General features: G+C 61.6%; 14 protein-coding genes. 9 read left to right on the forward strand and 5 right to left on the reverse strand.

What is annotated here, in order from left to right; translation table 11 throughout:
- Nucleotides 1–105 precede the first annotated feature (105 nt).
- The 8 genes from M3P88_RS08235 to tal all read left to right on the forward strand — a co-directional run bounded on the left by M3P88_RS08235 (nt 106) and on the right by tal (nt 9,215).
- On the forward strand, nt 106–1,254 hold the full coding sequence (locus tag M3P88_RS08235; RefSeq protein WP_249615575.1) for an ABC transporter substrate-binding protein: 1,149 nt from the start codon (nt 106–108) through the stop codon (nt 1,252–1,254).
- Nucleotides 1,255–1,589: 335 nt separating this feature from the next.
- Entirely contained in the window at nt 1,590–2,606 is a 1,017-nt protein-coding gene (locus M3P88_RS08240) for an ABC transporter ATP-binding protein (RefSeq protein ID WP_249615576.1), read from the forward strand.
- Complete coding sequence (locus tag M3P88_RS08245) at nt 2,603–3,556, forward strand: ABC transporter permease (protein ID WP_249615577.1); 954 nt, start codon at nt 2,603–2,605, stop codon at nt 3,554–3,556. The genes M3P88_RS08240 and M3P88_RS08245 overlap by 4 nt, the downstream gene beginning before the upstream one ends.
- On the forward strand, nt 3,546–4,352 hold the full coding sequence (locus tag M3P88_RS08250; RefSeq protein ID WP_249615578.1) for an ABC transporter permease: 807 nt from the start codon (nt 3,546–3,548) through the stop codon (nt 4,350–4,352). Before M3P88_RS08245 ends, M3P88_RS08250 begins: the two co-directional genes overlap by 11 nt.
- Before the next feature lie 11 nt (nt 4,353–4,363).
- The gene (locus M3P88_RS08255; protein ID WP_249615579.1) at nt 4,364–5,788 is read left to right on the forward strand and encodes a gamma-aminobutyraldehyde dehydrogenase; all 1,425 of its coding nucleotides are present in this window, start codon (nt 4,364–4,366) and stop codon (nt 5,786–5,788) included.
- Between the two features lie 218 nt (nt 5,789–6,006).
- Nucleotides 6,007–6,696, forward strand: coding sequence for a phosphate regulon transcriptional regulator PhoB (gene phoB / locus M3P88_RS08260; RefSeq protein WP_249615580.1), 690 nt, complete (start codon nt 6,007–6,009; stop codon nt 6,694–6,696).
- Nucleotides 6,697–6,703: 7 nt separating this feature from the next.
- Nucleotides 6,704–8,008, forward strand: a complete 1,305-nt coding sequence (phoR, locus tag M3P88_RS08265) for a phosphate regulon sensor histidine kinase PhoR (RefSeq protein WP_249615581.1) — start codon at nt 6,704–6,706, stop codon at nt 8,006–8,008.
- A 145-nt stretch (nt 8,009–8,153) separates the two neighbouring features.
- Nucleotides 8,154–9,215 (forward strand): transaldolase, encoded by a 1,062-nt coding sequence (gene tal, locus M3P88_RS08270; RefSeq protein ID WP_249615582.1) that lies wholly within the window; start codon nt 8,154–8,156, stop codon nt 9,213–9,215.
- Nucleotides 9,216–9,356: 141 nt separating this feature from the next.
- Here tal and M3P88_RS08275 read toward each other — a convergent pair whose 3' ends face one another.
- Nucleotides 9,357–9,878 carry a hemerythrin domain-containing protein gene (locus tag M3P88_RS08275; RefSeq protein WP_249615583.1) on the reverse strand — a complete coding sequence of 174 codons (522 nt, stop codon included), beginning with the start codon at nt 9,876–9,878 and terminating at the stop codon, nt 9,357–9,359.
- A gap of 157 nt (nt 9,879–10,035) precedes the next feature.
- Here M3P88_RS08275 and ampD point away from each other — a divergent pair, with 157 nt between their 5' ends.
- Nucleotides 10,036–10,608 (forward strand): 1,6-anhydro-N-acetylmuramyl-L-alanine amidase AmpD, encoded by a 573-nt coding sequence (gene ampD, locus M3P88_RS08280; protein ID WP_249615584.1) that lies wholly within the window; start codon nt 10,036–10,038, stop codon nt 10,606–10,608.
- On the opposite strand, the gene M3P88_RS08285 is transcribed toward ampD, so the two are convergent.
- From M3P88_RS08285 to tsaC, 4 genes are all read right to left on the reverse strand, one after another.
- Nucleotides 10,605–11,258 (reverse strand): MOSC domain-containing protein, encoded by a 654-nt coding sequence (locus tag M3P88_RS08285; RefSeq protein WP_249615585.1) that lies wholly within the window; start codon nt 11,256–11,258, stop codon nt 10,605–10,607. The two genes, ampD and M3P88_RS08285, sit on opposite strands and share 4 nt — an antisense overlap.
- Nucleotides 11,259–11,387: 129 nt before the next feature.
- On the reverse strand, nt 11,388–12,251 hold the full coding sequence (gene yedA, locus M3P88_RS08290) for a drug/metabolite exporter YedA (RefSeq protein ID WP_249615586.1): 864 nt from the start codon (nt 12,249–12,251) through the stop codon (nt 11,388–11,390).
- A 232-nt stretch (nt 12,252–12,483) separates the two neighbouring features.
- Nucleotides 12,484–13,152, reverse strand: a complete 669-nt coding sequence (gene tolQ, locus M3P88_RS08295) for a protein TolQ (protein WP_249615587.1) — start codon at nt 13,150–13,152, stop codon at nt 12,484–12,486.
- A 16-nt stretch (nt 13,153–13,168) separates the two neighbouring features.
- Complete coding sequence (gene tsaC / locus M3P88_RS08300) at nt 13,169–13,732, reverse strand: L-threonylcarbamoyladenylate synthase type 1 TsaC (RefSeq protein WP_249615588.1); 564 nt, start codon at nt 13,730–13,732, stop codon at nt 13,169–13,171.
- Nucleotides 13,733–13,815 lie beyond the last annotated feature (83 nt).

The following is a 13,815-nucleotide window of genomic DNA, read 5'->3' on the forward strand; positions in this document are numbered from 1 at the left end:
ACTTTCTTTTTCGTCTGCTGTGCCCGATAAATTAAACACATGACATGCGCACAAAGATGCGTAGGCATGCTTGCCTTTGCCTTAAAAAAATCGGAGAAGAAATTAATGAAAGCGACTTCGCAGCTGATCGGCCTGACACTGGCCGCCACCACACTCACCGCCATCGCCGCCCCCCTCAGCCAGATCGGCAAAGGCGAAGGCCGGCTCGACATCATCGCCTGGCCCGGCTATCTGGAGCGCGGCGAAACCGACAAGAGCTATGACTGGGTGACGCCATTCGAAAAGGCCACCGGCTGCAAGGTCAACGTCAAGACGGCCGCCACCTCGGACGAGATGGTCAGCCTGATGAATAAAGGCGGCTACGATCTGGTCACCGCCTCCGGCGATGCCAGTCTGCGTCTGGTATACGGCAAGAAGGTGCAGCCGATCAATCTCGCACTGATTCCAAGCTACAAACAGGTCGACAAGCGCCTGCAGGGTGCGCCGTGGTACACGGTGGCCGGTCAGACTTATGGCGTGCCCTATCAGTGGGGCCCGAATGTGCTGATGTATAACACCAAGGTATTCAAGACGCCGCCCTCCTCCTGGGCCGTGGTGTTCGAGCCGCAAAACCTGCCCGACGGCAAGCCGAACAAGGGCCGTATCCAAGCCTACGATGGCCCGATCTATATCGCCGATGCCGCACTCTATCTGAAAAACAAACGCCCGGACCTCGGCATCAAAGATCCGTACGAGCTGAACGAAAAGCAGTACGCCGAAGTGATCAAGCTGCTGAAACAGCAAAACCTGCTCAAGCACCGCTACTGGCATGACGCGACCGTGCAGATGAGCGACTTCAAAAACGAGGGCGTGGCCGCTTCGGGCTCGTGGGGCTATCAGGTCAATGCGCTCAAGGGCGAGAAGCAGCCTATCGCATCGACCATTCCCAAAGAAGGCGTGACCGGCTGGGCCGATACCACCATGCTGCACGCCGAGGCCAAACACCCGTCCTGCGCCTACCAGTGGATGGAATACTCGCTGAATCCCAAGCTGCAATCGGCTCTGGCCGAATGGTTCGGCTCCAACCCGGTCACCCCGGCGGCGTGCAAGGAAAAAACCCCGGGCGGCAGCGATGTCTGCAAGACCAACGGCTTCGATCGCTTCGACAAGGTGCATTTCTGGAAAACGCCGCAAGCCAAGTGCGCTTCGCAAGGCAGCTGCGTACCCTACAGCACCTGGACGCGCGACTATATCGGCGTGATGGGTGGCAAATAAGTATGTATCCGCTGCGCGGATGTTTTTTTACTTGCCGCTTCCGCGCGGCGGACGGGTTTCTTCCTTTTGTCTCGCCAAAAGGAAGAAACCAAGGAAAAGGCGACCCGAAGCCACTCGAAACCCCGGGCAAAAATTCGCCCCCAAGGCGCCGCCAAACTCGCGATTTGCTACCGCAAATCGCTCAAACAAAAGGCGGCTTAAAACCTTGGGGCCAAACTTTTGCCCGGCTCGCGCCTACGGGACAGGTGGCTGGCGGCAACAGCGGTGAAACGTATAACGCCTGCTGCTTTACATCTGGGTTGATGTACATAAAAAGCGCACCATGAGGCTCTACCATGCCCCACGCCGTCACCTTCGACCACGTCAGCCGCCTGTTCGGCCAGATGCGTGCCGTCGACAATGTCTCGCTCACCATTAATGAAGGCGAGTTTTTCTCCATGCTCGGCCCCTCCGGCTCGGGCAAGACCACCTGCTTGCGCCTGATTGCCGGCTTCGAGTTGCCAAGCTCGGGCCGCATCCTGATCGCCGACCAGGACGCCAGTGCGCTGGCGCCTTTCGAGCGCGATGTGAATACCGTATTTCAGGACTACGCGCTCTTTCCCACCATGGATGTACTGAATAACGTCGCCTATGGCCTGATGGTCAAGGGTGTAGCCAAGAAAGAGCGTCTGGCGCGCGCCGAAGAGGCCTTGTCCATGGTGGCGCTGGCCGACTATGGCAGCCGCAAGCCGGGCGAACTATCCGGTGGCCAGCGCCAGCGCGTGGCCCTGGCGCGTGCGCTGGTCGGCCGCCCGCGCGTCCTGCTGCTGGACGAACCCTTGGGTGCGCTCGACCTTAAGCTGCGCGAACAGATGCAAAGCGAGCTCAAGAGCCTGCAGCGCAAGCTGGGCATTACCTTTGTCTTTGTCACCCACGACCAGTCCGAAGCGCTGTCGATGTCGGACCGCGTGGCCGTTTTCGCCAAGGGCCGCATCGAGCAGATCGCCACGCCACAAGATCTGTACGACAAGCCGGCCAGCCGCTTCGTCGCCGATTTTGTCGGCACCAGCAATGTGGTCGATGCGCCTTTGGCGCACAGCCTGACCGGCCAGCGCCGCGTATTTGCCATCCGCCCCGAACGCATCCGGCTCGGAGGCGAAGCCGTCACGACAGAATCTGCCGTACGCACCAAAGGCGTGGTGCGCGACATTGCCTTTCTCGGCGCGGTCAACCGCGTCGAAGTCGAGCTGGCGGACAAGGCCGTACTCACCGCACTGACGCCCAGCTTCGGCAGCGCGCTACCCCTGATCGGCAGCGAAGTCGAGCTGGCATGGCGCGAGGACGCCATGCACTGGATCACGGAGGCGGCATGAGCAGCATGGCCATCACCCGAAACGACACTGCGGCAAAAAACGGGCTAGGGCGGCGGATCTCGGCCTTGCTCTACCGCAAGCCGGTGCTGACCCTGCTACTGCTGCTGACCCCGCCGCTATTGTGGTTCGGCGTGGTTTATCTGGGTTCCCTGTTTGCACTGGTGCTGCAAAGCGGCTACACCTTCGACGACTTCACCATGCAGGTGACGCCGGTCTGGACGCTGGCCAACTACCAGGCGCTCTTCGATAGCACCAACCTCGACATCATCCTGCGCACGCTGTTGATGGCGCTGGCGGTGTCATTAATGAGCGCGCTACTGGCATTTCCGCTGGCCTACTATATGGCGCGCCATGCGCGCGGGGCCGAAAAGGCCTTTTTCTATGTGGCGGTGATGCTGCCGATGTGGGCCAGCTATATCGTCAAGGTCTATGCCTGGACCGTGCTTTTGGCCAAGGGCGGCATCAGCTGGTGGCTGATCGAAAAGCTGGGCATAACCCCGGCTTACGAGTGGATGCTTGCGCTGCCGCATGTGGGCGGTACCACACTGGCGACCTCCAACTTCGGTCGTTTCTGGGTGTTCGTCTATATCTGGCTGCCGTTTATGATTTTGCCGATACAGGCGGCGCTGGAGCGGGTACCGGACAACCTGATCGCCGCCTCCAGCGATCTGGGCGCACGCCCGTGGCAGACCTTCAGCTACGTCATCCTGCCCATGGCGATACCGGGCGTGATTGCCGGCTCCATCTTCACTTTCTCGCTGACGCTGGGCGACTTCATCATCCCGCAGCTGATCGGCCCATCAGGCCTTTATATCGGCAATATGGTCTACACCATGCAAGGCTCGATCGGCAATATGCCGATGGCGGCGGCCTTCACCGTGGTGCCCATTGTGCTGATCAGCATTTATCTGGCGATCTCGAAACGACTGGGGGCTTTCGATGCACTCTGAGCGCACACCCTGGGCCTTGCGCCTGGCCGCCTATGGCGGGCTCGCCTTCCTGCACTTCCCGCTGCTGGTGATTTTTGCCTATGCCTTCAACACCGAAGAGAGTGCATTCTCCTTCCCGCTGCAGGGCTTTACCCTGCACTGGTTTAGCGATGCCTGGGCGCGGCCGGATATTTTTGCCGCCATCGTGCTGTCGCTAAAGGTCGCCAGCGCCGCAACCGTGCTGGCACTGGCCCTGGGTACGCTGGCGGCCATGGCGCTGTCACGACGCCCCTTCTTCGGCAAAAACGCCATCACCTTGCTGTTGGTGCTACCCATCGCCCTACCCGGCATCATCACCGGCATCTCGCTGTTGACGGCATTTAAAGTGGCCGACATCAACCCCGGCCTGCTCACCATTATCGTGGGCCACGCCACCTTCTGCGTGGTGGTGGTCTACAACAATGTGGTGGCGCGACTGCGGCGCATGCCGATGTCGCACATCGAAGCCTCAATGGATCTGGGGGCGGACAGCTGGCAGACCTTCCGCCATATCGTGCTGCCGGGTCTGGCTACCTCCTTGCTGGCCGGCGGCATGCTGGCCTTTGCCCTGTCTTTCGACGAAATCATCGTCACCACCTTTACCGCAGGCGCGGAAGTGACGCTGCCGATCTGGCTGCTCAACCAGCTGGGGCGGCCGCGTGATGTACCGATCACCAATGTGGTGGCCATGACTGTAATGCTGATTACCACCTTGCCGATTCTGGGCGCGTGGTATCTGACCCGAGACACAAGCGATACCGCCGGCGGCGGGAAATAACAGGAGACACCATGCAAACCAGAATGCTGATAGCCGGCGAACGCGTTGCCGGACAGGGGGAATCGCTGGCAGTATGCTCGCCGGCAAGCGGGGAAGTACTGACCCATATCTCCGAAGCGAGCGCCGAGCAGGTCGAAGCGGCGGTCGCGGCCGCCGAACAGGCCTTCCCGGTCTGGCGCGCCACCGCGCCGAAAGAGCGCAGCGAACGCCTGCTGGCCCTGGCCGACAAGCTGCTCACCCACGGCGAAGAGCTGGCCATGCTGGAGTCGGCCAACTGCGGCAAGCCCTACGCCGCGGTGCTGGCCGACGAGATTCCGGCCATTATCGATGTCTTCCGCTATTTTGCCGGCGCTTGCCGCAACCTGAACGCCACGGCGGCCGGCGAGTATTTGCCCGGCCATACCAGTTATCTTCGCCGCGACGCCATCGGCGTGGTGGCCTCGATTGCACCGTGGAACTACCCGCTGATGATGGCCGCGTGGAAACTGGCGCCGGCACTGGCCGCCGGCAACACCGTCGTGCTTAAGCCCTCCGAGCTGACGCCGCTGACCACGCTCAGGCTATGCGACCTTCTTGCCGATATTTTTCCGCCCGGCGTGGTCAATGTGGTGTTTGGCCGCGGCGCCGAAGTCGGCAGCCCGCTGATTTCCGATGCACGCGTACGCATGGTCTCGGTCACCGGCAGCATCGCCACCGGCCACCATGTGCTGGCCGCCGCCCAGCACGGCATCAAGCGCACCCACCTCGAACTGGGCGGCAAGGCGCCGGTGATCATCCACGCCGATGCCGATCTGGACGCGGCGATAGAAGCGGTGCGCGCCTTCGGCTTCTATAACGCCGGCCAAGACTGCACCGCCGCCTGTCGCCTGTATGTGCATAAAAAGGTATACGAGCATTTCGCTGCCGATCTGGCCGATGCCGTCGCCGGCATCAAGGTTGGTACCCCGCGCGAACAAGGGGTGGAAATGGGGCCGGTGATTAGCGCCGAGCATCTGGACCGCATCGAAGGCTATGTCGAGCGCGCCCGCGCCAACCGCCATATCGAATGCCTGACCGGCGGCAACCGCATCAGCGGGCCGGGCAACTTTTTCCAGCCCACGCTGCTGGCCGGCGCGCACCCGCACGATGAAATCGTTCGCCGCGAAGTGTTCGGGCCGGTGGTCAGCATGACCCCGTTCGATGACAACGATGATGTAATCGCCTGGGCCAACGACTCCGACTACGGCCTCGCCTCCAGCATATGGACGCGTGACATCGGCCGCGCAATGGATGCCAGCGCCCGCCTGCAATATGGCTGCACCTGGGTCAACACCCACTTTATGCTGGCAAGCGAAATGCCGCATGGCGGGCTGAAACAGTCGGGTTACGGCAAGGACATGTCGGTCTATGCGCTGGAAGACTACAGCGTGGTACGGCATGTGATGATCAAGCATTAAACGACGGGGATAGGGAGTGGGGAGTAGTGAGTCCCCCCCCTACTCCCTACTCCCTACTCCCTACTCCCTACTCCCTACTCCCTACTCCCTACTCTCCACTCCCTGTCTCCTATTCCCCATCAGCCATTCCCCATTCCCCGCTTTTGCGTCAAACTGTCATATTGATGTCATGCTTTCCCCCTATCCTTGTGCCGAACAGAGATTGGGGACGCCTATTTATGCCTGCTACTATCCTGCTCGTCGAAGATGAGCCCGCCATTCAGGAACTGATCGCCTTCAACCTGACCCAGGCCGGCCATCATGTGTTGCGCGCCGATAACGCCGAAACCGCCCATGCCATGATCCGGCAGGCACTGCCCGATCTGGTGCTGCTGGACTGGATGCTGCCCGGCGCCTCCGGCGTCGATATCGCCCGGCGCTTGCGCGCCGAGGAGCGCACCCGCACCATCCCCATCATCATGCTCACCGCTCGCTCGGACGAGCAGGACAAGGTCGCCGGGCTGGAAACCGGCGCTGACGACTACATCACCAAGCCGTTCTCGCCGCGCGAACTCTTGGCGCGCATCAAGGCGCTGCTGCGCCGGCGTGCACCGCAAATGACCGATGACGCCATCGAAGTCAACGGTCTGCGTCTGGACCCGGTCACCCACCGCATTACCATTGCCGGCAAGCCGCAGGATCTGGGGCCGACCGAATTCCGCCTGCTGCACTTCTTTATGACCCATGCCGAGCGCGTGCATTCGCGTACCCAGTTGCTGGATCAGGTCTGGGGCGACCATGTGTTTGTCGAAGAGCGCACCGTCGATGTGCATATCCGCCGCCTCAGAAGTGCGCTGGAGGCGACTGGCCACGATGCGCTGATCCAGACTGTGCGCGGCACCGGCTACCGTTTCTCTACCCAGATGTGAGACTGTTTTGCGCGAATTCCTGCAACGCTCGCTGCTTTACGCGGCCCTGATCACCATCCTGTCTCTGGCGTGCACCCTGCTGCTGGGGCTCACCGCCGCGCTGATCTGCGCGCTGATCCTGCTCGGTTTCTGGCTGTTTTTTCATCTGTGGCATGTGGCAAGGCTCACCGCCTGGCTGCACCACCCCAGCAGCCGCCACATTCCGGAAGGCTATGGCTCATGGTCCGGCATCTTCATGGCGCTTTACCGCCAGTCGCGCAAACAGGATGAAAGCCGCAAACGCCTGGCCTCGGCGCTGGAGCGCTTTACCAGTGCCGGCGAAGCCATGCCGGACGGGGTGATCGTACTGAACGGCCATGACCGCATCGACTGGATGAACCCGATGGCGGTCGAGCATTTTGCGCTGGAGCGCGAGCGGGATGTCGGCAGCCAGCTGCTTAACCTGATCCGCCACCCCGCTTTTCACAGCTATATGGCAGCCGGCAGCTTCAGCCAGCCGCTGACCATGGTGACGGGCCATGCGCGCGAACGCGTGCTGTCCATCCAGCTGGTGCCATTTGATCTCTCGCACAAAATGTTGCTGTCGCGCGATATCACCTCGCTTGAGCGGGTGCAGACCGTACACCGCGATTTCGTCGCCAATGTGTCGCACGAACTCCGAACACCGCTCACCGTTGTCGGCGGCTTTATCGAAACGCTGTCGGATATGGAAGAGGTCGACCACGCCACCCTCAAGCACTTCCTGCCGATGATGATGGAGCAGTCGCGCCGCATGCAGCGGCTGGTGGAAGACCTACTGGTTCTGTCCCGGCTGGAAAACGAACCCAAAGCAATCGAATTCGACAAGGTCGACATGAATATGCTGCTGGACACCCTGCTGGTCGAGGCCGAAGGACTGTCCCACGGCCGTCACCAGATTACGCTGGCCCAGCGCAGCCCCGACTGGCTGTGGGGCAATACTCAGGAGCTGCACTCGGCCTTCGGCAATCTGGTGTCCAATGCCGTACGCTACACCCCCGAAGGCGGCAGCATCACGCTGGCCTGGCAGACCGATGCCGATGGCGCGCGCTTCAGCGTCAGCGATACCGGCATCGGCATTCCGCGCGAGCATATCCCGCGCCTGACCGAGCGCTTTTACCGCGTCGACCGGGGTCGCTCGCGCTCCAGCGGCGGCACCGGTCTTGGCCTTGCCATCGTCAAGCATGTCGTTGCCCGCCACCGCGCCCGCCTTGAAGTGCATAGCCTGCCCGAACAGGGCAGCACCTTCAGCGTGAACTTCGGACGCGAGCATATCGCCACCGCCACTGACTAAGTGCTTCACGCCTGGCTTTTGGCATTTAAAACAGCAAACATTGATGCCAATGGGGATTTACGCCACAGCCATGGCGGACAAGGCTTGGCACTCATGCGGGGCGCGGCTAGCATAGCCCGACATAACCGACGAAAAGATCCCAAGCATGAACCGTGTACGCGCCATTATCCCGTTCGGCCAGCGCATCTGGCTGGACAATCTGTCCCGTGAACTGATCGCCTCCGGCGAGCTGGCCCGCCTGCTCGCCGACGACGGCATTGCCGGCGTGACCTCTAACCCGGCCATTTTCTATAAAGCCATCGCCTCCGATGCGCGCTATCAGGATGACTTGGCGCGCCTCAAGGCCGATGCGGCCTTGAGCGCAGAAGCGCGTTACGAAGCGCTGGTGGTACCCGATATTCAGGCCGCCTGCGATCTGCTCGCGCCGCTCTACGCCAAAACCGACGGTGCCGACGGCTATGTCAGCCTGGAAGTGTCGCCACAACTGGCACGCGACGAAGCCGGCACCCTCGCCGCTGCGCGCCGCCTGTGGGCTGAAGTGAAGCGCGCCAACGCCATGATCAAGATTCCGGCGACGCCCGAAGGCATACGCGCTTTTGAAGTGCTGACGCGCGAAGGCGTCAACGTCAATATCACCCTGCTGTTCTCGCTGCCGCAAGTGGATGCGGTGTGGGACGCCTATATGGCCGGCCTTAAGGCACGCCACGCCGACGGCAAGCCGCTGGCGCATATCAAGGCGGTGGCCAGCTTCTTCCTGTCGCGCGTTGACTCGCTGCTGGATGCGCAACTGCCGCCAACGCTGCAAGGCAAGGCGGCGGTTGCCCTGTCCAAAGCGGCGTACGCCCGCTACCACGAGCGCTTCCATGGCGAGGAATTTGCCGCGCTCAAAGCCGCCGGCGCCCGCCCGCAATACCTGCTGTGGGCATCGACCGGCACCAAGAACAAGGCCTACTCCGATGTGATCTATGTCGAGAGCCTGATCGGTGACGAAACCATCAACACCACGCCGGATGCCACTCTGGCCGCCTTCCGCGACCACGGCGTCGCCGCTGCCACCTTGGCCACCGGCATGGATGAAGCCTTTAAGGTCTTGAGCGATGTGCAGGCAGCCGGTGTCGATATCGATGCGGCCGGTGAAAAGCTGCAGGCCGACGGCCTCAAATTGTTCGACGACGCGTTTGATGCGCTGCTGCAACTGACGGCGTAAAAATGAAATAGGGAGTGGGGAGTGGGGAGTGGGGAGTGGGGAGTGGGGAGTAGTGAGTCCCCCCCCTACTCCCTACTCCCTACTCCCTACTCCCTACTCCCTACTCCCTACTCCCTACTCCCTACTCCCTACTCCCCACTTCTACTCCTGCCTGCGCGCGGCCATATGCTGGCCAGCGATACGCATTTCCTCTTCGTTCAGGCTGGCAGCGGCCAGTGGAAACAGCCAGGCCTCTTCAATCATGGCATGCTCGCGGTACAGGCGAACAAAATCGACCACATCGATACGGCTGACGGCGGCAGCATCGCCATTGCGCAGCGCCAGCAAATCGTCGCGTATCGCCTCCCAGCGCGAAATCAGGTAGCCATGCTCGGCCTGCAACTGCTCCAGCCGCGGCAAGGCGGTGGGCACTTTTTGCCACAACAGCGGAAACAGTTCGTCTTCTTCATCCTGATGATGCTGTGGCCCGGCCACATCGAAATAGCGCACCACCGCATCCACCGTATTCACCACCGCCGCATTCACCCCATGCTCGGCCACATAAGACGGCAGCTTTTCCAGCTGCTCGCAAAAACTGCGGATCTTGTCGTGACAGGCTTCCAGCATCTCCAGCGGCTGATCAAAAGACGGACCATTCTGGCCCAATGCGTTGAGTGACAACATAAGCGGCTCCAGCAATATAAATGGGATCGGATCATAGTATCCGGTGCATACATCACGCCAACCATGACCATACTCAAGCAATTTGCGCCTTTTTCCGCTAAATTAGCCGGCTTCAGCCGTTCATTATGGCCAAGCGATGACCCTGCATCCGACAACCTTGCCCGCAAACCCTGACTTTGACCCGGCAGGCTGGCTCAGACTTGCCCGCCACCTACCCTCGCCCAATTGCGATGACTACAGCGCCGGCACCCGGCCCGAATTGCTGGTGATCCACAATATCAGCCTGCCGCCGAATGAATACGGCGGCGATGGCGTCGAGCGGCTATTCACCAACACGCTGGATCCGGCCGAACACCCTTACTACGCCACCATCGCCCACTTGCGGGTGTCGGCGCATTTCTTTATCCGCCGCGACGGCGAGCTCTTGCAGTTTGTACCGATTACCCGGCGCGCCTGGCACGCCGGGGTATCGAACTACTGCGGGCGCGAACGCTGCAACGATTTTTCACTCGGGGTGGAGATGGAAGGCTCGGACTTCGAGCCGTTTTGTGATGCGCAGTACGACACGCTCAAGCAGCTGATCGCACAGCTAAAACAGGTATTGCCACTGCTGGCCATCACCGGGCATGAATATATCGCACCGGGACGCAAAACCGACCCGGGGCCGTATTTTGACTGGGACAAGGTCGCCGGCGATTTGCCGCTATGGCAAGGCTCGGCCAACGGCTAGAGCCCGGCCAGCCAGTCGGCGCGGCGATGCAACTTGTCGCGCCATGCGGCAGGCAGCGCCGCCACTGCCAGTGCACGCAAGCGGGCAGGGTCTGGCCGGTGCTCGGCCATCGTCTGCAATAATTCAAGCAGGGTCGGCGCAGCCGGATCCATCACCTGCAAACGAACTTCACTGGCGCGGTCAATGCGCGCGTCTTCAAGTACCCGACAATACCAGCCGGTCAGATGGTGACGGTCGATATAGGCGGCGACACCCTCCTCGCCCGCACGCGCGTCTATTTTCCAGCACGGGCTACGCGGCTGGCTGACTTCCAGCACGGCATGGCCGACCAGCAGGCGGTCGCCCAGTCTGAGCTGCGCCTCGCTCAGCCCGGCCAGCGCGAGGTTCTCGCCAAGAAAGCCCGCCCCCCACGCCGCCGGCGCATGCGGAAATGCGGCCGCCAGTTGCGAGTAGTGCTCAACCGGAAAACAGTGCACCGCCTTGTCGATGCCGCCATGCACACGCAGATCCGCCTGCTCGTCTTCAAGCGGCCCGCTCGCGGTCAGCGTCAGTGCCGGCACCGCAAGCTTGACGATGGCCGAGGCACGACTGCCACCGCCCAGCGGTGCCGCACGACCGGCGAACAGGCCCAATAGTTTGATCGGCATCATTTTCCTTTCTGCACTCTACAGCCTGCGATCATGGCGACTGCCAAACACACGCGAAACTTCAGCGGCACCAAAGGTAGCGGCGACTTGCCGCTCTGCAACAACAGGGGCTGCTACATGGCAGCCAAGCCATTACCCCTTCTTCCAGCTAATCAGCAGCACGGCGGTGACGATGATCGCCATTGCCACCATCTCGTGTACGCCGACGTGCTCGCCCAGAAAGGCCACACCCAACAGCACCGCAATAATCGGGTTGACATAGGCATAGCTGGTCGCCGCCGCCGCCGACACATTTTTCAGCAGATAAAGGTAGGCGCTATAGGCAATAATCGAGCCGAACAGCACCAGATAGCTAATGGCCAGCCAGCCTTCCAGTGGCGGCATGGCGCTCAGCGCCTCGCCCTTGATGGCACTGGCCAGTAGCAAAGACAGACCGCCGAAAACCATCATCCACGCACTGCCGGCGATGCCAGAGGGCTGTTTGAGGTGGCGGCTCCAGGCCGAACCCAATGCCCAGCCGGCCGAAGCCAGCAACAACAAAATGGCGCCTTCGGGGCTGGCGCGCAGGTTGGCGCCCAGATTCAAAAACACCATGCCGGCAAAACCCAGCGCAATCCCTGCCCACTCCAACTTTCTTGCCTTCTGGCCGAAGCCTTGTGCAAACAAGGTGGCAAACAGCGGCACCGTCGCGACCACCAGCGCGGCCACGCCACTGGATACATCCTTTTCCGCCAGCGTAACCAGGCCATTGCCGACACCCGGCATCAGTACGCCAAGAATCGCCGCCCCCTTAAGCTCGGCAGGCGCAGGCAATACCCATTGCCGGGTCAGCAGCAACACCGTCATCAGAATCAGGCCGGCCGTCAGAAAGCGCAGGCCGGCCATCATAAACGGCGGCCAATATTCGACCCCGATGCGGATGGCGAAATAGGTCGAACCCCAGATGACATACAGGCAGAAAAAAGACAGGGCGAGCAGCAAACGCTTGGAGGGCATGGGGTGGGACCTTTGTGAATGGGGAGTGGGGAGTGGGGAGTGGGGAGTGGGGAGTGGGGAGTGGGGAGTGGGGAGCGGGGAACCGGGAATCGGGAGCCGGGAGCGGCGCATGCGGTAAGGGATGGCGGGTAGAGGTAATGCACGGGGAGCAGACGCCGTGACTCCCTACTCCCTACTCCCTACTCCCTACTCCCCATTCCCTACTCCCCGCTCCCGTACCCCGCATCTTCAATCAGCGCGTCGCCAGTCGCTGCAGGATGTTGGAAAACTCTTCCATATAGGTGTCAAAGCGCGTGGCCAGACGGTCGACATCGGTGGCGAAGCGGTTGTAGGCCACCACCGCAGGAATCGCGGCAAACAGGCCGATGGCGGTGGCAATCAGCGCCTCGGCAATGCCCGGCGCCACCGTGGCCAGCGTCGCCTGACCGGCATTACCCAAGCCGATAAAGGCATGCATGATGCCCCAGACGGTGCCGAACAGGCCTACATAGGGGCTGACCGAGCCGACGGTCGCCAGAAAGGCATTATGGCTTTCCAGCATATCCAGCTCGCGCTGGGCAGTCGCGCGCATCGCGCGGCGGCTGCCATCCATGATGTCGGACAGCTCGGTGCCGGGGCGGCCGCGCAACTTCAAAAATTCGGCAAAACCGGCCTGGAAAATATTCTCCATACTGCCGCGCTCGTGCTTGCGCGTGGCGTCCTCATACAGGCGGTTCAGGTCGGTTCCGCTCCAGAAGGCGCGCTCGAAGGTTTCGGTATCGCGCTTGGCGCTGCGCAGGGTGACGATCTTGTTGAAGATCAGCGCCCACGACAGCACCGAGGTCAGCACCAGGCCGGCCATAACCAGCTGGACCACCAGGCTGGCGTGGAGAATGAGACTGACGACGGAAAATTCCTGCATGGTAGTTCCTTGAGGCTTAACGCAGCACGCGGCCGCTTTCGAGATCGATGATGGTAGAAGGCTTGCGCCGCTGGCCTACACGCCCGGGCAGGGTCAGCACCACGTCGCCGAAGGTGCGCTGGCAAGCCGCCGCAGTACGCAACGACTTTTGCCCGGCAAGATTGGCCGAGGTCGACACCAAAGGCCCCAAGGCGTGGCACAAGCTGGCGGTTTCACGGTGGGCGGTGACCCGCACGGCAATTTTCTGGTGCCGGCCGCGCAAGAGCGGCAAGACCCTAGGCGAGGCCGGAATCAAAAAGGTATACGGCCCGGGCCAGTATCGCATCACGGTTGCACGCTCGGCAGCGGAGAGCGGGCGAATCAAGGGCGCCAACTGTTCCAGGCTCGCCGCCACGACGATCAGACCCTTGTGATTGGGCCGGCCCTTAAGTGCAATCACCCGGCGCAAGGCGCGCGCATTGAGCGGGTCGCATCCCAGACCGAAACAGGATTCGGTCGCGTAGGCAATCACCCCGCCCGCACGGTAAGCCGCACGCGCCTGAGCCAGCAAGCTGGCGGCGGGAAACTTTCTGATCTGCAAGATGAAATCGCCCAATTGATGAAGACGACATTGTAACGGGGATAGCTGACAAGCGGGGAGCAGGAAATGGTAAAAGCCGGCCA

The organism is Craterilacuibacter sp. RT1T (genome assembly GCF_023502145.1).
Taxonomy (GTDB): Bacteria; Pseudomonadota; Gammaproteobacteria; order Burkholderiales; family Chromobacteriaceae; genus Craterilacuibacter.

Excerpts from the sequence above, each read along its gene's own strand:
- M3P88_RS08235 (WP_249615575.1), top strand. The coding sequence starts at position 106 with ATGAAAGCGACTTCGCAGCTGATCGGCCTGACACTGGCCGCCACCACA.
- M3P88_RS08240 (WP_249615576.1), top strand. The coding sequence starts at position 1,590 with ATGCCCCACGCCGTCACCTTCGACCACGTCAGCCGCCTGTTCGGCCAG.
- M3P88_RS08245 (WP_249615577.1), top strand. The coding sequence starts at position 2,603 with ATGAGCAGCATGGCCATCACCCGAAACGACACTGCGGCAAAAAACGGG.
- M3P88_RS08250 (WP_249615578.1), top strand. The coding sequence starts at position 3,546 with ATGCACTCTGAGCGCACACCCTGGGCCTTGCGCCTGGCCGCCTATGGC.
- M3P88_RS08255 (WP_249615579.1), top strand. The coding sequence starts at position 4,364 with ATGCAAACCAGAATGCTGATAGCCGGCGAACGCGTTGCCGGACAGGGG.
- phoB (WP_249615580.1), top strand. The coding sequence starts at position 6,007 with ATGCCTGCTACTATCCTGCTCGTCGAAGATGAGCCCGCCATTCAGGAA.
- tal (WP_249615582.1), top strand. The coding sequence starts at position 8,154 with ATGAACCGTGTACGCGCCATTATCCCGTTCGGCCAGCGCATCTGGCTG.
- M3P88_RS08275 (WP_249615583.1), bottom strand. The coding sequence starts at position 9,878 with ATGTTGTCACTCAACGCATTGGGCCAGAATGGTCCGTCTTTTGATCAG.
- M3P88_RS08285 (WP_249615585.1), bottom strand. The coding sequence starts at position 11,258 with ATGATGCCGATCAAACTATTGGGCCTGTTCGCCGGTCGTGCGGCACCG.
- yedA (WP_249615586.1), bottom strand. The coding sequence starts at position 12,251 with ATGCCCTCCAAGCGTTTGCTGCTCGCCCTGTCTTTTTTCTGCCTGTAT.
- tolQ (WP_249615587.1), bottom strand. The coding sequence starts at position 13,152 with ATGCAGGAATTTTCCGTCGTCAGTCTCATTCTCCACGCCAGCCTGGTG.